Origin of the sequence: Virgibacillus ndiopensis, assembly GCF_900187325.1 — a bacterium.
GTDB classification, from domain to species: domain Bacteria; phylum Bacillota; class Bacilli; order Bacillales; family Amphibacillaceae; genus Virgibacillus_E; species Virgibacillus_E ndiopensis.
The window spans coordinates 360,698-379,707 of the sequence record NZ_FZMZ01000005.1; the positions used below are offsets into that span (position 1 = coordinate 360,698).

Annotated in this window: 18 protein-coding genes; all 18 read left to right on the plus strand. The window is 35.6% G+C overall.

What is annotated here, in order from left to right:
* Window positions 1-119 precede the first annotated feature (119 nt).
* The 18 genes from CS937_RS09090 to cotE all read left to right on the plus strand — a co-directional run bounded on the left by CS937_RS09090 (window position 120) and on the right by cotE (window position 18,952).
* Window positions 120-1,661, plus strand: coding sequence for an ABC transporter ATP-binding protein (locus CS937_RS09090; protein ID WP_099158845.1), 1,542 nt, complete (start codon window positions 120-122; stop codon window positions 1,659-1,661).
* Window positions 1,648-2,694 carry an ABC transporter permease gene (locus CS937_RS09095; RefSeq protein WP_099158158.1) on the plus strand — a complete coding sequence of 349 codons (1,047 nt, stop codon included), beginning with the start codon at window positions 1,648-1,650 and terminating at the stop codon, window positions 2,692-2,694. Before CS937_RS09090 ends, CS937_RS09095 begins: the two co-directional genes overlap by 14 nt.
* The gene (locus CS937_RS09100; protein WP_099158159.1) at window positions 2,695-3,648 is read left to right on the plus strand and encodes an ABC transporter permease; all 954 of its coding nucleotides are present in this window, start codon (window positions 2,695-2,697) and stop codon (window positions 3,646-3,648) included. It abuts the gene before it with no gap.
* A gap of 148 nt (window positions 3,649-3,796) precedes the next feature.
* Window positions 3,797-5,086 (plus strand): EF-P 5-aminopentanol modification-associated protein YfmF, encoded by a 1,290-nt coding sequence (gene yfmF / locus CS937_RS09105; protein WP_099158160.1) that lies wholly within the window; start codon window positions 3,797-3,799, stop codon window positions 5,084-5,086.
* The gene (gene yfmH / locus CS937_RS09110) at window positions 5,079-6,362 is read left to right on the plus strand and encodes an EF-P 5-aminopentanol modification-associated protein YfmH (RefSeq protein ID WP_099158161.1); all 1,284 of its coding nucleotides are present in this window, start codon (window positions 5,079-5,081) and stop codon (window positions 6,360-6,362) included. The genes yfmF and yfmH overlap by 8 nt, the downstream gene beginning before the upstream one ends.
* Before the next feature lie 9 nt (window positions 6,363-6,371).
* Window positions 6,372-7,088 carry an elongation factor P 5-aminopentanone reductase gene (gene ymfI, locus CS937_RS09115; RefSeq protein ID WP_099158162.1) on the plus strand — a complete coding sequence of 239 codons (717 nt, stop codon included), beginning with the start codon at window positions 6,372-6,374 and terminating at the stop codon, window positions 7,086-7,088.
* 83 nt (window positions 7,089-7,171) lie between these two features.
* Complete coding sequence (locus tag CS937_RS09120; protein WP_099158163.1) at window positions 7,172-7,426, plus strand: DUF3243 domain-containing protein; 255 nt, start codon at window positions 7,172-7,174, stop codon at window positions 7,424-7,426.
* A 360-nt stretch (window positions 7,427-7,786) separates the two neighbouring features.
* Window positions 7,787-8,578 (plus strand): DUF3388 domain-containing protein, encoded by a 792-nt coding sequence (locus CS937_RS09125; protein WP_099158164.1) that lies wholly within the window; start codon window positions 7,787-7,789, stop codon window positions 8,576-8,578.
* Window positions 8,579-8,595: 17 nt separating this feature from the next.
* A complete protein-coding gene (locus CS937_RS09130; RefSeq protein WP_099158165.1) occupies window positions 8,596-9,522 on the plus strand; it encodes a helix-turn-helix domain-containing protein in 927 nt (308 codons plus the stop codon).
* A gap of 80 nt (window positions 9,523-9,602) precedes the next feature.
* On the plus strand, window positions 9,603-10,181 hold the full coding sequence (gene pgsA / locus CS937_RS09135) for a CDP-diacylglycerol--glycerol-3-phosphate 3-phosphatidyltransferase (protein WP_099158166.1): 579 nt from the start codon (window positions 9,603-9,605) through the stop codon (window positions 10,179-10,181).
* Window positions 10,181-11,425: a competence/damage-inducible protein A gene (locus CS937_RS09140; protein WP_099158167.1), complete on the plus strand. Its 1,245-nt coding sequence runs from the start codon at window positions 10,181-10,183 to the stop codon at window positions 11,423-11,425. Before pgsA ends, CS937_RS09140 begins: the two co-directional genes overlap by 1 nt.
* Window positions 11,426-11,600: 175 nt before the next feature.
* Window positions 11,601-12,638, plus strand: a complete 1,038-nt coding sequence (gene recA / locus CS937_RS09145) for a recombinase RecA (RefSeq protein ID WP_099158168.1) — start codon at window positions 11,601-11,603, stop codon at window positions 12,636-12,638.
* Between the two features lie 339 nt (window positions 12,639-12,977).
* Window positions 12,978-14,537 carry a ribonuclease Y gene (gene rny, locus CS937_RS09150; protein ID WP_099158169.1) on the plus strand — a complete coding sequence of 520 codons (1,560 nt, stop codon included), beginning with the start codon at window positions 12,978-12,980 and terminating at the stop codon, window positions 14,535-14,537.
* Window positions 14,538-14,799: 262 nt separating this feature from the next.
* Window positions 14,800-15,597, plus strand: a complete 798-nt coding sequence (locus CS937_RS09155) for a TIGR00282 family metallophosphoesterase (protein ID WP_099158170.1) — start codon at window positions 14,800-14,802, stop codon at window positions 15,595-15,597.
* Window positions 15,598-15,740: 143 nt separating this feature from the next.
* Complete coding sequence (gene spoVS, locus CS937_RS09160; protein ID WP_099158171.1) at window positions 15,741-16,001, plus strand: stage V sporulation protein SpoVS; 261 nt, start codon at window positions 15,741-15,743, stop codon at window positions 15,999-16,001.
* A 204-nt stretch (window positions 16,002-16,205) separates the two neighbouring features.
* The gene (miaB, locus tag CS937_RS09165; RefSeq protein WP_099158172.1) at window positions 16,206-17,774 is read left to right on the plus strand and encodes a tRNA (N6-isopentenyl adenosine(37)-C2)-methylthiotransferase MiaB; all 1,569 of its coding nucleotides are present in this window, start codon (window positions 16,206-16,208) and stop codon (window positions 17,772-17,774) included.
* 1 nt (window position 17,775) lies between these two features.
* Entirely contained in the window at window positions 17,776-18,204 is a 429-nt protein-coding gene (locus tag CS937_RS09170; RefSeq protein WP_099158173.1) for a YlbF/YmcA family competence regulator, read from the plus strand.
* A gap of 178 nt (window positions 18,205-18,382) precedes the next feature.
* Window positions 18,383-18,952 (plus strand): outer spore coat protein CotE, encoded by a 570-nt coding sequence (gene cotE, locus CS937_RS09175; RefSeq protein WP_099158174.1) that lies wholly within the window; start codon window positions 18,383-18,385, stop codon window positions 18,950-18,952.
* Window positions 18,953-19,010: the final 58 nt, after the last annotated feature.

Consider the following 19,010-nt stretch of genomic DNA (forward strand, 5'->3'; position numbering starts at 1 on the left):
AGCCTTTTTCAAACTAAACATGGCTAAAAATCTTTAAATGAAAAGTTAACATGTTTTCCGGCCTTTTCATTTGGTGGTTTTTATTAACCAGTAATTTTTATTAAGAGGGGTGAATAGTGGTGGATTACGTTATTGAGATGCTAAATATACGTAAAGAATTTCCTGGCATAGTTGCAAACGATAATATAACTGTACAAGTTAAAAAAGGTGAAATACATGCATTATTAGGAGAAAATGGTGCAGGAAAGTCAACTTTAATGAATGTACTGTTTGGTTTGTATCAGCCGGAAAAAGGTGAAATTAAAGTTAAAGGCAAAAAAGTGAATATTACCAATCCAAATATAGCAAATGATTTAGGAATTGGTATGGTTCATCAGCATTTTATGTTGGTAGAACCATTTACAGTTACACAAAATATTATTTTAGGTAATGAACCGAAAAAGAAGAGTGGGAAAATAGATATAAAAAAAGCAGAAAAAGAAATTCAGGAACTTTCTGATCGCTATGGTTTGAAAGTAGATCCAACTGCGAAAATTAGTGATATTTCAGTGGGTATGCAACAACGCGTTGAAATCCTGAAAACGCTATATCGTGGTGCTGACGTGCTTATTTTTGATGAACCAACAGCTGTACTTACCCCTCAAGAAATTAAAGATTTAATTGAGATTATGCGTTCATTAATTAAGGAAGGCAAATCAATTATTTTGATTACACATAAGTTAAAGGAAATTATGGAAGTATGTGACCGTTGTACTGTAATTCGGAAGGGTAAAGGTATCAAAACAGTAGATGTAGAAAATACAAACGCTACTGAACTTGCTTCTTTAATGGTAGGTCGCGAGATTAGCTTTAAAACGGAAAAAACAGAAGCAAATCCAAAAGAAACTGTATTAAAAATTGATGATTTATATGTAAAAGATGCTAGAAAAGTAGACTTGGTTAAGGGTCTTAATCTTGAATTACGTGCAGGTGAAATTGTTGGGATAGCAGGTATTGATGGAAATGGTCAAACCGAACTTATTGAGGCTATTACCGGTCTCCGAAAAACTGAATCTGGAACAATTAAGCTAAATAATAAAGATATAACGAATATGAAACCACGTAAGGTTACTGAAAGTGGAATTGGACATATACCACAGGATCGTCATAAATATGGACTTGTTTTGGACTATCCAATTGGCGAGAATATGGTATTACAAACGTATTATCAAAAACCTTTTTCAAAGGGAACCGTATTGAATTATAAAGAAATTTACAAAAAAGCAAATAAATTAATTAAAGAATATGATGTACGTACGCCAAGTGAATATACAAAAGCACGTGCTCTTTCTGGTGGAAATCAACAAAAAGCGATCATTGGTCGTGAAGTAGATCGTTCGCCGGATCTATTAATTGCTGCACAACCAACGAGAGGATTAGATGTAGGCGCAATAGAATTTATTCATAAAAAATTGATTGAAGAACGTGACAAAGGAAAAGCAGTTCTATTAATCTCGTTTGAACTAGATGAAATAATAGATGTAAGTGATACGATTTCTGTTATGTTTGACGGTAAAATAGTGGCAAACGTGAAGCCTGAGGAAACAAACGAACAAGAATTAGGACTTCTTATGGCAGGTAGTAATAAGACAGAGGCAGGTGATTGGAATGGCATCGAATAAATTGTTTAATATACTCGTACCGATTATATCTGTTTTACTAGGTTTAATTGCTGGTGCAATCATTATGCTTGTTTCAGGGTATAATCCAATTGCTGGTTATACAGCATTGTGGAATGGTGCATTTGGTGATTTATATTTCATGGGAGAAACAGTAAGGCAAATAACACCTTACATTTTAACAGGTCTAGCGGTTGCATTTGCTTTTAGATCAGGCTTATTTAACATCGGAGCAGAAGGACAGGTTATTGTTGGTTGGCTCGCCGCTGTATGGGTTGGACTGGCCATAGATGCGCCAATGATTATTCATTTACCATTAGCAGTTATTGCTGCAGCAGTAGCAGGGGCAATTTGGGGATTTATACCAGGCATATTAAAGGCAAAACTTGGTGTTCATGAAGTTATTGTAACTATCATGATGAATTATATCGCTTTATATTGTACAAATGAAATTATAAGAAGTGTTTTAACAGATAATATGGATTCAACTGAAATTATTCCTCCTTCTGCATCGTTAGCTTCTGAATGGTTGCAAGGATTAACGTTTTTTTCTCGTATGCATTATGGTATTTTAATTGCCTTATTTGCAGCAGTGGTTATGTGGTTTATTATGCAACGGACAACCATTGGATATGAGTTAAAAGCGGTTGGCTTTAATCAACATGCTTCAAAGTATGCCGGAATGAAGGTTAGTAAAAATATTATTCTATCGATGGTAATTGCTGGTGCATTTGCAGGATTGGCAGGTGCCATGGAAGGTTTAGGAACTTATGGATCAATTTCGGTTATGTCTGGCTTCACGAACTTGGGTTTTGATGGTATCGCAGTAGCCTTACTGGGAGCAAATACCGCTTTAGGTGTTGTACTTGCTGCTATCTTGTTTGGTGTATTAAAAGTAGGTGCTATCAATATGCCAACAGGGGCAGAAGTACCAACTGAGCTTGTTGATATTATCATTGCATTGATTATTTTCTTTGTTGCATCAAGTTACATTATACGATGGATTTTACTTCGCTTTAAAAAGGAGGGGAAATAAATGGTAGATATTTTACAATCAATCATTCCACCAGCACTATTCTTTTCAGCACCTCTTATTTTTACGGCCTTAGGCGGAGTATTCAGTGAACGTTCTGGTGTTGTTAATATTGGTTTAGAAGGTTTAATGGTAATGGGGGCATTTGTTGGTATTGTATTTAACTTAACATTTGCTGATGTATTTGGCGACTGGACACCTTGGTTATCGATTATTGTTGCTATGGTTGTTTCTGCTATATTCTCAATAATTCACGCTGTAGCGTCTGTTTCATTTAGAGCAGACCAAGTTGTTAGTGGTGTGGCTATAAATTTTCTGGCACTTGGTTTAGGGGTTTTCCTTACAAAGCAATGGTATGACAAAGGGCAAACTGATATGGTTACAAAGCCATTTTATACAATGGATATCCCGCTTTTAAGCAAAGTTCCAGTCATTGGTGATATCTTTTTCCAAGGTATCTATTTGACTTCTTATTTAGCTATTATATTAGCATTTGTTGCATGGTATGTACTTCATAAAACACCTTTTGGCTTACGTTTAAGAGCAGTAGGTGAACATCCAGCAGCTGCTGATACAAATGGTATAAATGTTTATAAAATGCGTTATATAGCTGTAATCATTTCTGGTGCAATGGGAGGACTAGGTGGTTCCGTTTTTGCATTGACTATTGCACTTAACTTTTCCCATGCAACAATCGTCGGCCAAGGTTTTATGTCACTCGCTGCAGTAATATTTGGTAAATGGCATCCGCTTGGTGCGATGGGAGCAGCATTATTCTTTGGCTTTGCTCAAAGTCTAAGTGTCATCAGTGCTGGTGTTCCATTCTTAGAAGATGTACCACAAGTATTCTTGTTGATCGCGCCATATGTATTAACCATTCTTGCTTTAGCAGGTTTTGTAGGACGATCAGAAGCACCAAAAGCAAATGGTGTCCCGTATATTAAAGGTAGCAGATAATGTAAAAAAACTGACTTGATTATAAATTATTCAAGTCAGTTTTTTTATTTTTTCCAAAAATAGCCTATAATAAAAGGAATAGATATAATTGAAATTGAAATAGTAAGAAGGATCATTTAATCAAATACATAATAATGGAGGAGACAGAATGACTGAAGTTACAGAAGAGGTTCTAAATAGTAACGGTATGAATGTACACCTTGTTCCAACAAGAAAATACAAAACCATCAATATAGTGGCTAAATTTAAGGCGTCTTTGCAACGTGAAACCATAACTAAAAGAGCATTGCTTCCATATATATTACAACAAGGTACCAAATGTTATACAAGCAGTAGGACATTGCAAACAAAATTAGACGAACTTTATGGAGCTGTTTTGTCAATTAATGGTACAAAAAAAGGGAATCATCATATCATTACCATTCGCTTAGAAATAGCTAATCATAAGTTTATTGCCGATCAGTCACCAATTATTGATGAAGCGCTAGAATTGTTTAACGAAATAATTTTTCATCCAAATACCGAGAATGGGGCATTTGTTTCAACAATTGTGGATCGTGAAAAAGAAACACTTAAGCAAAAAATAAGCGCTATTCAAGACGATAAAATGAGCTATGCAAATATGCGCTTGATTGATGCAATGTGTAAAGATGAACAGTATAGTACCCATTTGCATGGGTATGAAGAAGATCTCTCTTCGATAACAGCGGAAAATTTGTATTCTTATTATCAGACGATGGTGAAAGAGGATCAATTAGACCTTTATCTATTGGGTGACTTTGAAACTACAACGATGAAGGAGAAAATTACGAATCATTTGCAGCGTGAAGAGGCTAATATTTCGTTCATTCAAGAAGATACTCAACCAAAAAAACAGGAAAAACCAAATGTTGTCATTGAAAAACAATCTATCCAACAAGCAAAACTACATTTAGGTTATCGAACAAATTGTACGTATCAAGATGATGATTATTTTGCATTACAGGTTTTTAATGGTATTTTCGGTGGATTTCCTAATTCTAAATTGTTTATAAATGTCCGTGAAAAAAATAGTTTGGCTTATTACGCCGCATCTCGTCTAGAAAGTCACAAAGGATTATTATTTGTTTTTAGTGGTATTGCTCCAGAAGATTATGAAAAAGCAAGAGAGATTATCGAACTTCAAATGGATACAATGAAAAAAGGTGAATTTACAGAGGATAACATGAGTGAAACGAAAGAATTAATTGTTAATCAATTGTTGGAAACAATGGATCATCCACAGGGCTTAATTGAATTGTTGTACCAACAGGTTGTGGCAAATAAAAAACTTTCACCAGAGCAACTAATTTCGAATATTAAACAAGTGACAAAGGAAAACGTAATCGACATTGCCAACAAGATTGAGCAAGACACAGTGTACCTGTTGACAAATGAGGGAGGTAACTCAAATGAATAAACAATCTTATGCGGATATCGGTGAAACAATTTATTCTGAGAGGTTTGATAATGGTTTATCGGTGTATTTGTTGCCAAAAACAGATATGGCAAAAACGTATGGTATTTTTTCAACAAATTATGGGTCTATTGATCAAACATTTGTTCCAATCAAGGAAAACGAACAAATCACTGTGCCTGAAGGTGTTGCTCATTTCTTAGAACATAAATTGTTTGAAAAAGAAGACAGAGATGTATTTGCTGATTTCGGTAAACAAGGTGCCTCTGCTAACGCCTTCACATCTTTTACTAAAACGGCTTATTTATTTTCAGCGACAAATCATATTGATAAAAATGTTGAAACGTTAATTGACTTTGTTCAAGACCCTTATTTCTCGGAAAAATCGGTAGAAAAAGAAAAAGGCATAATTGCTCAAGAGATTACCATGTACGATGATCAACCCGATTGGCAGGCTTTTATGGGGACAATCAAGAGTATGTTTAAAAATCACCCAGTAAATATTGACATTGCTGGCACGGTTGAATCGATTAATTCCATCACGAAAGATGATCTATACACTTGCTATAATACGTTTTACCATCCTGAAAATATGACACTGTTTATTGCAGGAAATTTTGATCCAGACAACATGATGAATTTGATTAAAGATAACCAGGCGAATAAAAACTTTGTAAAAATGGATGAAATTAAACGTGATTTCCCCGATGAACCGAAAGAAGTTGCTATGAAGGAAAACAAAATAATTATGCCTGTTTCTATTCCAAAATGTACGATAGGAATTAAAGAATCGTTTACGGCATTAAATGGGGAAGAATTTTTAATAAAGGATTTACTACAAAATATGGTATTAGATCATTACTTTTCAAAAGGTGGATCATTTTATCAAACATTGTATGACGAGCAACTTATTGATGCCAGCTTTTATTTTGAAACAAATTTAGAGAAAAACTTTGGGTATTCTTTAATCGGAGGGAACACATCAAAACCGGAAGAATTCACAAAAAGAATTACCGAAATGCTACTAAGTACTAATCAGGCAGAACTTAGTAATGAAGAATTTGATCGCATGAAGAAAAAGAAAATTGGTCAGTTATTGAGAGCAATGAATTCACTCGAATTTGTTAGTAACAAATTTATACATTATCGTACAGTTGGAATTGATTTATTTGAACTAATACCAACAATTCAATCGTTAACATTAGAACAAGCAAACACCTTTCTTCAAAGCTGGATTGAAAAGGAGCGGTTGTCGGTTTGTAAAATTGTTGCAGAATAAGGGGATAGAATGGGAAAGAATGTACTTATAATTGGAGCTAGTGGTGATATAGGAGTTGCTATTGCCGAACGTCTTGCTAGGGAAGGATATCAGTTACTGTTACATTTTCATATAAACAAAGAGGCAATTGATTGCTTAAGGAATAAAGTAGCTGAAGAAAGTATTTTAATGGAAATACAAGCGGATTTACGTCATGATCAAGGAATTGAAGCTTTTCTAAAAAAGGTTGTGTTTCCTGTTGACTCCATCATATTTGCTAGTGGAAATGCTCACTACGGGTTATTTCAACATACAAACGTTGTGGATATGGAAGAAATGCTTACTTTACATGTGAAAGCACCATGGATCATAACGAACAACTTATTACCACGATTGATCCGAAATCAATCGGGAAATATTGTCTTTATAACATCTATATGGGGGGACATTGGAGCAGGCAATGAGGTAATATATTCTTCAGTTAAAGGAGCGCAAAATAGCTTTGTGAAAGCTTTGGCGAAAGAAGTTGCGCCGAGCGGAATATCAGTAAATGCAGTTAGCCCTGGTTTTATTGATACAAAAATGAATGCAAATTTATCGGCTTCGGAAAGAGAAACAGTTATAAATGAGATACCAATGAATCGTGCAGGGTTACCGGATGAAGTTGCACATACAGTAAGCTTTCTTTTGGATGATAGATCTAATTATATACAAGGTGAAATTATTCGAATAAATGGCGGGTGGTAAGTCAATCGAAACTTGTTTTACATGTATAAACCAGATTGGAATTCAAATACTATACATGTAAAAATAAATGAGGAGGCTACACCATGTCAGTATTGGATAACTTTGATACCTGGAAAGATTTTTTAGCCAATAGATTAGAACAGGCGCAACAAGAGGGTATGAGCCAGCAAACCATTTCAAATATGGCATTTGAAGTAGGCGATTACCTATCCAAACATACCGATGCAAAAAATAGTGAAGAAGCAATATTGAGTGAATTATGGAATGCTGCTTCTCAAGACGAACGACACGCAATCGCAAACTCCATGGTTAAACTTGTACAAGGGAAAACAAATTAATTTTTTAATAAAGAAGCTGTTGCATTACTCAGCTTCTTTATTTTTGTTGAAGAGGAAAAAGTCACCCAACGATCAGTGTTAAATCAATTACATTTTTTCCTGCCCCTTATGCATTCTAATGTAAGCACTGTAAATTGGTACTCAAAGATAGTCCGAATGATTTTTTTGCTTCTAATATGGCAACTTTTTGGAAGATGGCCATAAAAACTGAAATAGTTAATTTTTGAATATTTTTCTAGGAATCCATATTTATATGAATAATCTCCTTTTCACTGAACCGAAAATCATATATTATATAAGATAGAATCTATTTTACGATTGTTACTTAAATTAATATGGCATGTAAATAAGGAGCGTATTATGGAGAAAACAGAGTGGTATCTTGAATATGAAATCCAATATAACCGACCTGGATTATTGGGCGACATTTCATCTTTATTAGGTATGTTATCCATAAATATCATTTCGATTAACGGGGTTGAGAATTCGAGACGGGGAATGCTGCTTCTTTCCAATCAAGATGAACAAATTACTAGGTTAAAATCTATATTACAAACAATGGATACAATAAAAATTACTAAAATGAGGAAACCTAAATTACGTGATAAATTGGCAGTACGACATGGACGGTATATTAACAGTGATGTTGATGACAAAAAGACGTTTCGTTTTGTTCGCAACGAGCTAGGTTTACTTGTGGATTTTATGGCTGAGTTATATAAAAAAGAAGGTCATAAATTAATCGGAATTCGGGGAATGCCGCGTGTTGGGAAGACGGAATCAATTGTTGCGGCGAGTGTATGTGCTAATAAACGCTGGTTATTTGTGTCAAGCACATTGTTAAAGCAGACCATCCGAAGTCAATTAATTCAAGATGAATACGATAGTGATAATTTATATATTATTGATGGTATTGTATCAACACGAAGAGCAAATGAAAAACATTGGCAATTAATTAGAGAAATTATGCAATTGCCAGCCATTAAAGTTGTCGAGCATCCAGATATGTTTGTACAATCAACGGAGTATGAGTTAGATGATTTTGATTATATAATAGAGCTTCGCAGTAATGAAGATGAAGAAATTACTTACGAACCAATTGCAGAACAACAATTTAATCAAGAGAACGGTTTTTCAACTTTTGATTTTTAAAATGGATGGTGTTATTTATGGAAATAGGGGCAAGGCTGAAAGAGGCAAGACTTTCTAAAGATATATCTCTAGAAAGTCTTCAAGAAACAACCAAAATACAAAAAAGGTACTTACTTGCAATCGAAGAAGGTAATTTTCAGATTTTGCCGGGTAAGTTTTACGCAAGGGCGTTTATAAAAGAATATGCAACTGCCGTGGGACTAGATCCAGATGAGCTTTTAGTGGAATACAAGGAAGAAATTCCTAAAACTGAAGAAAATGATACGGAACAATATACACGAATACAACGTTCAAGAAAAGAAAATAATCCTACTAAGAATTCGTCGATTTTCTCTATTATACCTACCATTATCGTCATTTTACTGGTAATTGGTATTATTTTTGCTGCATGGTTTTTTATTCAAAAAACAGCTTCTGACGATAAGACGGAGCCTGTAGAACAAAAGGATGACAACGAAATAATTTATAATCCTGATGATAACGATAGTCAAACTGAGGATAGTTCAAATACTGAAGAATCAACGACGAATGATGCAGCAAATGAAGAGAAAACAGATGAGACTAATCAGGATGAACTTGAATCAGAAGATCCTAAACCTAAGTTGACAGTGGTTGAGAAGGGTACAGGTAATCGCCCTGAATCGACGCTTGCTTTAGAAAATGCAGGTGAAGAGGTAAAAGTAACCTTCGAATCAGATGGGGAATCATGGTTAGATGTTAAAAACGAAGATGGAAAACCTTACTATTCAGGTATGGTCACTTCTGAAAAATCTCCACTTGAGATTGATATATCGGGTGAAGATCGTGTGCGTTTCAATGTTGGGAAAGCTCCTGAATTGGATATCACAATAAATGGTGTTGAATTGGAATATCCTGTTAACCCAGAAATAGTTTCCCAATATATTTGGATCAATATTAATAAGACACCAGAACAGCAGTCATAGCTAATATTGGTAAAAACCCTTCCCCTTCATCCTTTGTGGAAGGGTTTTATACCGTTATAACAAAACTAGGAGGAAAAGTTATGAACATACCAAATAGAATTACACTTTCACGTATTTTTCTTATCCCGATTTTTATCGTGCTGCTTAGTGTCCCGTTTAATTGGGGAGAATGGCAAATCAATGAGACAGCTTTACCAGTTTCACACTTTGCCGCTGCATTACTATTCATTGTTGCGTCTACAACCGATTGGATCGATGGTTATTATGCAAGAAAACACAACCTTGTTACTAATTTAGGAAAATTCCTTGACCCACTCGCGGACAAATTGCTTGTATCTGCTGCACTTATTCTATTAGTTGAGATGGGTTTAGCACCTGCATGGGTTGTAATTATTATTATAAGTCGTGAGTTTGCTGTAACAGGATTACGCTTAGTTGCAGCTGGAGAAGGGGTTGTCCTTGCTGCAAGTAAAATGGGGAAATTAAAAACTGTTACACAGATAGTTGCAATTTCAGCATTGTTATTACATAATTTCCCGTTTTCTTATGTAAATTTTCCATTTGCAACAATCATGCTCTATGTTGCGTTATTTTTCACCGCTCTTTCTGGATATGATTATTTTGTTAAAAACTGGAATGTGATGAGGGATTCTAAATAATGACACAGCTAAAATCTGAAATTGTTGCAGTTGGTACCGAACTTTTACTTGGCCAAATTGCCAATACAAATGCACAATGGATCTCACAGCAGCTAGCATTACATGGGCTTGACGTTTATTATCATACTGTTGTTGGGGATAATTTACATCGAGTACAAGAGCAATTTGTACAATCTGCCAAACGATCTGATGTTATTATTGTAACAGGTGGACTTGGGCCAACAGATGATGATCTTACAAGAGAAGCATTTCAGAACATTTCTAACTTGAAAATGGTTGAACATAAGGAATCGATGAACAAGATTGAATCCTACTTCGAAAAACAAAAACGTAGAATGACTCCGAACAACAAAAAACAGGCCCGCGTTTTCGCAGGTGCTAATGTGATTGAAAACAAAGTTGGGATGGCTCCGGGAATGATTGTATCCTATCAAAAAAAGACATGGATTTTTCTTCCTGGCGTTCCTAAAGAAATGAAATCAATGATTACAAATGATGTTCTTCCCTTTTTCAGACAACTGACTGGAGAAAGCAAAGTTATAAAATCTACAATGCTCAAGTTTATTGGAATTGGTGAAGCTACCTTGGAGCATGAATTGAGCACACTTATTCAGCAACAGACAAATCCAACTATTGCACCACTTGCTCAGGAGCAAGGTGTAGCAATTCGCCTAACAGCCAAAGCAGATACAATGGATGAAGCAGCAACTTTAATAGAAAAAACACAAAGTCGAATCTTTGACAAAGTGGGTACCTATTTTTACGGTTTTGATGATCAATCTCTAGAGACTAAAGTATTTGACTTGTTAAGAGAAAAAAGAATGACAATTGCAGCAGCTGAAAGTCTTACAGGTGGCATGTTTACTGACAGACTAATTGTAAATGAGGGCGCATCTTCTGTTTGTACTGGTGGGATTGTATGCTATGATACAAAAGTTAAGGAAAACGTATTAAAAATTGCACCTGAAACAATTTATCAACGAGGAACAGTTAGTGAAGAATGTGCGGTTGAAATGGCTGTAAATGTTAAAAACTTATTAGCATCTAATATCGGTATTAGTTTTACTGGAGTAGCAGGACCAGACCCTATAGAAGGAAATCCCCCTGGAACAGTGTATATAGCGATTTCAGATAGCCAAAATGGTCATCATGTTGAGAAATTTATATTCCAGGGAAACAGGCAGACGGTTAGAAGTAAAACTGTACAAAAAGGGTATGAACTTTTGTTGAAACATTTAAAATAGCAAAGTTTCCATTAATTTGTTATGGGAAATTGATTTTTACTAGCCATGTGACAGGCAAATTATAGTTTTATAGAAAATAAACTCTGTAAAAATGAGAACATTTATTCGATTTATTGTTGGCAAATCATCAAAAACAAGGTATGATGGAAATAGATAATTAAAGGAGGTAAGCTCGTTGAGTGATAAAAAACAAGCTTTAGATATGGCGTTAAGACAAATTGAGAAGCAATTTGGCAAAGGTTCAATTATGAAACTCGGTGAACAAGCTGGACAAAAAATCGCAACGGTTCCTAGTGGATCATTAGCATTGGATGTTGCATTGGGTGTTGGTGGTTATCCAAGAGGCAGGGTAATCGAAATATATGGACCTGAGTCATCTGGTAAAACAACGGTTGCGTTACATGCGATTGCTGAAGCACAAAAACAAGGTGGACAAGCAGCGTTTATCGATGCAGAGCATGCGCTAGATCCTACTTATGCAAGAGCTTTGGGTGTAAATATTGACGACCTGCTTTTATCACAGCCAGATACTGGTGAGCAGGCATTGGAAATCGCTGAGGCACTTGTACGCAGTGGTGCAGTAGATATTATAGTTGTGGATTCAGTTGCTGCTTTAGTTCCAAAAGCGGAAATCGAAGGTGAGATGGGTGATTCTCACGTAGGTCTACAAGCACGTCTGATGTCTCAAGCATTAAGAAAGCTTTCGGGATCAATTAATAAATCGAAAACTACTGCTATTTTTATTAACCAAATTCGTGAAAAAATTGGCGTCATGTTCGGTAACCCAGAAACTACTCCAGGTGGACGCGCTCTAAAATTCTATTCATCTGTTAGACTAGAGGTCCGTCGCGCGGAAACACTAAAACAAGGTAATGATATGGTAGGGAATAAAGCAAGGATTAAAGTAGTTAAAAATAAAGTTGCTCCTCCTTTTAAACAGGCAGAAGTAGATATTATGTATGGGCAAGGTATTTCAAAAGAGGGTGAAATACTTGATATTGGTTCAGATTTGGATATCGTATTAAAAAGTGGCGCATGGTATTCATATAATGAAGAAAGACTTGGTCAAGGAAGAGAAAATGCTAAACAATTTTTGAAAGAAAATGATAATGTAATGGCGGAAATACATGACGCCATTCGTAAACATTATAATTTAGATGAAACTGAAGACCAATCCGTTGGGGAAGAACAACAAGAAACGTTAGATGTATAAAGTCCTTTAATGTAGGATAACTACTCTTAAAAAAAGCCTTTGCAAAATATTAATTTTGCAGAGGTTTTTTGTCTTCTATGGAGAAAATATGGATAGAATGAGAATGTATGATTACTAGTTGATACTTGGTACTATATGTCCAATTATTGAGAGAAAGTTATTCTAATCAGACTTTTTTAATTGTGACGTTTCCTTGACATTGGCTGACATGACAATTAAAATTAATATGTATAATTTTATAATTTCTATTATACAATTTTTGTCATTTATTTCTAATTGATTTTTGTACATGCCGACAATAATGAATTGTACAACTTTATAGCAATAGGAGGTGAAACCGTGGACATTACCTTAATCATCTCCATTTTGCTTACCCTAATCGTCGGTATTGTTGTTGGTTATCTGATTCGTAAATCTATAGCTGAAGCTAAAATTTCTAGTGCAGAAAAGCTAGCTAAGCAAATAGTAGATGAAGCACATCGGAATGCAGATGCCGCTAAGAAAGAGGCACTTCTTGAGGCGAAAGAAGAGAATCATACACTTCGCCAGCAGATGGAACAAGATCTGCGTGAGAGACGAAATGAAATGCAGAAACAAGAAAATCGTCTAATGCAAAAAGAAGAGAATCTGGACAGAAAAAGTGAAACACTGGATAAGCGAGAACTCTTATTAGAAAGAAAGGAACAATCGCTAACAGAAAAACAACAACAAATTGAAGAAATGGAAAGCAAAGTGGGAGCTATGATTCAAGAGCAGCAAACGGAGCTTGAACGCATTTCAGGATATACTACTGACCAAGCAAGACAAGTAATTTTAGAGCGTATCGAACAAGAGGTTACACATGAGTCAGCGTTAATGATAAAAGAAGCTGAGAATCGTGCGAAAGAAGAAGCTGATAAAAAAGCTAAAAACATTCTTTCCTTAGCGTTACAGCGCTGTGCTGCAGACCACGTTGCTGAAACAACTGTATCTGTTGTAAACCTTCCAAATGATGAGATGAAAGGTCGTATCATAGGACGTGAAGGTCGTAATATACGTACATTAGAAACGTTAACTGGAATTGACTTAATTATCGATGATACACCAGAGGCCGTAATTTTATCAGGTTTTGATCCTATTAGGAGAGAAACCGCTCGTATGGCGTTAGAAAAACTTGTACAGGATGGCAGAATTCACCCTGCAAGAATTGAAGAAATGGTGGATAAAGCTAGACGTGAAGTTGACGAATATATACGGGAAGTTGGAGAGGAAACAACGTTTGAAGTTGGTGTACATGGTCTACATCCAGACCTTGTAAAAATACTCGGTCGTCTAAAATATCGTACAAGCTATGGTCAAAATGTATTGAAGCATTCTACCGAAGTAGCATTCCTATCAGGGTTGCTTGCTGCTGAATTAGGTGAAGATGTAACACTTGCAAGAAGAGCGGGTCTTCTACATGATATCGGAAAAGCAATTGATCATGAGGTAGAAGGCAGCCATGTTGAAATTGGTAAAGAGCTTGCAATGAAGTATAAAGAACATGAAGTTGTTATTAATTCAATTGCTTCCCACCATGGTGACGAGGAACCAACATCAATCATTTCTGTACTAGTAGCTGCTGCAGATGCACTATCTGCTGCTAGACCTGGAGCAAGAAGTGAAACGCTTGAGAACTATATTAAACGGTTGGAAAAACTTGAAGAGATTTCTGAATCGTTTGGTGGTGTTGAAAAATCGTTTGCTATCCAAGCTGGAAGAGAAATTCGTATAATAGTAAAACCCGATGAGATCGACGACATTGAATCAGTTCGAATTGCACGTGATATACGCAAACGAATTGAAGGAGAACTCGATTATCCGGGACATATCAAAGTAACTGTTATTCGAGAAACAAGAGCAGTTGAATATGCAAAATAAAAGCGGTCAATCTGGCTGCTTTTATTTTTTTGGCAGGTAAAGTAACATGGTTCCATTAAACTAACGATGGTAAGCCAGGCCCATCTTTGGCGGATAGGAATACTTCATATAACCGCCCTTTATGCGCTAACGTTTAAGCTATCTGTGTTATCCGAGGGCATCCCATGTTATGGGTATTTATGCTTTTGTTCCAGTAAAATTGACAATACATATTCCGTTATGAAACACTAATGATACTTTTATAGATAGGATGATTATGGAAATGAAAATATTATTTATTGGTGACATAGTAGGTTCACCAGGACGTGATATGGTTCAGGAATATTTGCCAAAATTAAAAGAAAAATATCGTCCACACATTACAATAATAAATGGTGAAAACGCGGCATCTGGCAAAGGAATAACTGAAAAAATATATAAACAGTTTTTAGAGAGTGGTGCTCAGGTTATTACAATGGGGAATCACACTTGGGACAAAAAAGATATATTTGAGTTTATACATGATGCCAAATATATGATACGTCCTGCAAACTTTCCAGAGGGTACTCCTGGGAAGGGGATTGTTTACTATAATTTGAATGGAACAGAAGTAGCTGTTATTAATATGCAAGGACGGACTTTCTTGCCTGCTCTTGATGATCCATTTCGAAAAGTAGATGAGTTGATAAAGGAAGCTAGACAGCGTACAAACATAATTTTTCTTGATTTTCATGCAGAAGCAACAAGTGAAAAACAAGCAATGGGCTGGTATGTCGATGGAAGAGTAAGCGCTGTCGTTGGTACACATACACATACTCAAACAGCAGACGAACGCATTTTACCTCAAGGTACAGCATATATTACGGATGTAGGGATGACAGGACCTTATGATGCTATTTTGGGGACTGAAAAGGAAGCTGTATTGAAAAAATTTCTAACAAATTTACCTGTACGTTTTGAAGTTGATAAAAAGGGTAGAACACAACTAAATGGTTTTTTAGTAACAATCAACGACAAAGATGGACGTGCTTCTAAGGTTGAGCGTATTTTAATAAATGATGACCATCCGTTTTTCAGGTGATTCTCTGTTTATCTGCCATATCTACTAGCGACTTTAACTATTTGAGTTTTTAGAATTATTCCTGCATAATAAGGTAATAAGCTATCATCTCCAAGAATATAGTAGCATTAGAACTACAATAGTAAATGAAGGAGGTACTAGTAATGGATATATTAAAAGTGTCAGCAAAATCAAGTCCAAATTCAGTAGCAGGCGCACTTGCGAACGTCTTACGAGAACGTGGCTCAGCGGAAATTCAAGCAATCGGTGCAGGTGCATTAAACCAAGCCGTGAAAGCAGTAGCCATCGCCAGAGGGTTTGTAGCACCTAGTGGAGTTGATTTAATTTGTATCCCGGCCTTTACCGATATTATGATCGACAATGAAGAACGTACAGCAATTAAGTTGATTGTAGAACCTAGATAAATTATATAGACATTATTTAACAAGTGTTAGTGTTGCGTTGTACGTAACACTATTTTTTATTGCATAAGAAACAGACTTAGTATAAAAGAATTTTTGTTTGCGCTTAACGCTCATGTATTGTTTAATTTGATTATAGGCTTTATACTGATACAATGTATGTCTTTGTAAGTTAAGCGTTTTTTAAATATAGAAAGGAGTTTCATTATGAACGAACAACAGCGAAAAGAACAGTCGCAAATTAACCAGGTAGATGCCGCGGACAAAAAATCCGGTCAGGACAAACCATTAAATGAAAAAACAAGTGCCGATTTTGCGAAGTATTTTGAAACAACATACGAACCACCAAATCTCAACAAAGCACGAAAACGCGGTCGCGACAAAGTTAATGTTCATTATGACTTTGGCATCCCTGAAGATATGGAGAATATCGGTGAAGGGAAAAAGTTTTTGATCCGTACATACGGCTGTCAAATGAACGAACATGATACAGAGGTAATGGCAGGGATATTGACCGACATGGGCTATGAATCAACCTCTGATACAAATGAAGCAGACATTATATTGTTAAATACATGTGCAATTCGTGAAAACGCAGAAAATAAGGTTTTCGGTGAAATTGGACACTTAAAGCCACTTAAATTGGAAAAACCAGATTTAATCTTAGGTGTATGTGGGTGTATGTCACAAGAAGAATCTGTCGTAAATCGGATTATGAAAAAACATCCACAAGTTGATTTGATTTTTGGAACACATAATATTCACCGTTTACCTCAACTAGTAAAAGAAGCTATGTTCGGTAAGGAAAAGGTTGTAGAAGTATGGTCTAAAGAAGGCGATATTATTGAAAACCTTCCAAAAGCCCGTAAAGGAAAAATTAAAGCATGGGTAAATATTATGTATGGATGTGATAAGTTCTGTACGTATTGTATTGTACCAATGACACGTGGAAAAGAGCGTAGTCGCAGACCAGAAGATATTATTCAAGAGGTACGTCAATTAGCAGCGCAGGGCTATCAGGAAGTCACATTGCTTGGTCAGAATGTTAATGCATACGGGAAAGACTTTGATGATCTGACATATGGTCTTGGTGATCTGATGGATGATATTCATAAAATTGATATTCCACGTATACGTTTTACTACATCACATCCACGTGATTTTGATGATCGCCTAATTGAGGTACTTGCAAAAGGTGGAAACTTACTTGATCATATTCATTTACCAGTTCAGTCTGGAAGCAGTGAAGTATTGAAAAAAATGAACCGTAAATATACGCGTGAAGAATACTTAGAATTAGTACAAAAAATACGTGAGGCTATGCCTAACGCTACACTTACAACAGATATCATCGTTGGTTTCCCAAATGAAACGGATGAACAATTTGAAGAAACCATGACACTTGTTGAAGAAGTTGGCTTTGAGGCTGCGTATACATTTATCTACTCACCTCGTGAGGGTACACCAGCAGCACGTAAAAAAGATGATGTACCAGAAGAAGTTAAAAAACAACGTCTATATCGTTTGAATGACCTTGTTAACAAACAATCTGCCGAATCTATGAAGAAATATGACAAGAAAAGAGTTAAGGTTTTAGTTGAAGGCGAGAGTAAAAAAGATCCTGATGTTCTCGCTGGCTACACAGAGAAAAACAAATTAGTTAACTTTAAAGGACCGAAATCGGCAATTGGACATATTGTGGAAGTTGAAATAACGGATGCAAAAACATGGTCGTTAAATGGTATAATGGTAGAAAATACAGTAGAGGTGGAGTAATATGGCTGAATATACACGCACACAAATATTAGATGAAGCAAAGAAATTAGCTGACATGCTTGCAAATACAGAAGAAATCGATCGCTTTAAACAAGTGGAAGCGAAGATCAATGATAATAAAAAGGTACAGCAATTAATTTCACGTATTAAAGCACTACAAAAACAAGCTGTAAACTTTCAAGCTTATAATAAAACAGAAGCGTTGAAAAAAGTTGAGGCGGAAATCGACCGTTTACAAGAAGAAATTGATGACATTCCAGTCGTACAGGAATTTAAAGAAACTCAAATTGTCGTTAATGATGTCTTGCAGCTTGTCACAGGAACAATTGCTAGGGAAGTTACGAATCAAGTTATCGAATCAACCGGTGGAGATGTATTAGCTGGTGAAACAGGTTCAAAAGCAAAAAACGGCTCCGCATGTGGCCATTAAAAACACAACCAAGTAGGAATGAATTTTTCTACTTGGTTTTTTTATATCTATAAACAGTTACCTACAAAAGCATTTTTAACGATTTATTTTTATCTTCTAATCTTTCATAGGATTGCTATGCACTTTAGGTATTTGTCTTGCATAAAATGACTATGAGAAAAAGGAGGTATACGTAATTATGAGTTTTCTTGATCAAGAATATAGAGAAATTATTACAAAAGCTGTTTGTGGTAAGGGACGTAAATTCACGCAAGCAACTCATTCCATATCACCGTCACATAGACCTTCAAGCATTCTTGGTTGCTGGGTAATAAATCACTTGTATAATGCTAAGAAAAAATCGGAGGATACTGTTGAAGTCAATGGTAGCTATGACATTAATATCTGGTATTCGTACAATGACAATACAAAAACAGAGGTTGTAACAGAACGAGTAACCTATTGTGATGTTATTCCGCTCTCTGTCAAAGATGACCATTGCTTGAATGATGATTATGATGTTATCGCTAAAGTGATTCAGCAACCAAATTGTCTGGAATGCAAAATTGCTAATCAGGGTCATAAAATTGTTGTGGAAATCGAACGCGAATTCGTTGTCCAAATTATAGGTGAAACCAAGATTAGTGTTAGAGTAGATCCTAAAGGTTATGATTTTGATGATGACGATGATTGGGGATTCGATATTACAGATGATGAGTTAAGTGAGGTCAATCATGATTTCTTAAACGAAAGTAGCAGTAAAGATTAAAAAGCTTACGAGGGATCATTCTCTCGTAAGTTTTTTTTGTTTGTTAGGTATATGAACA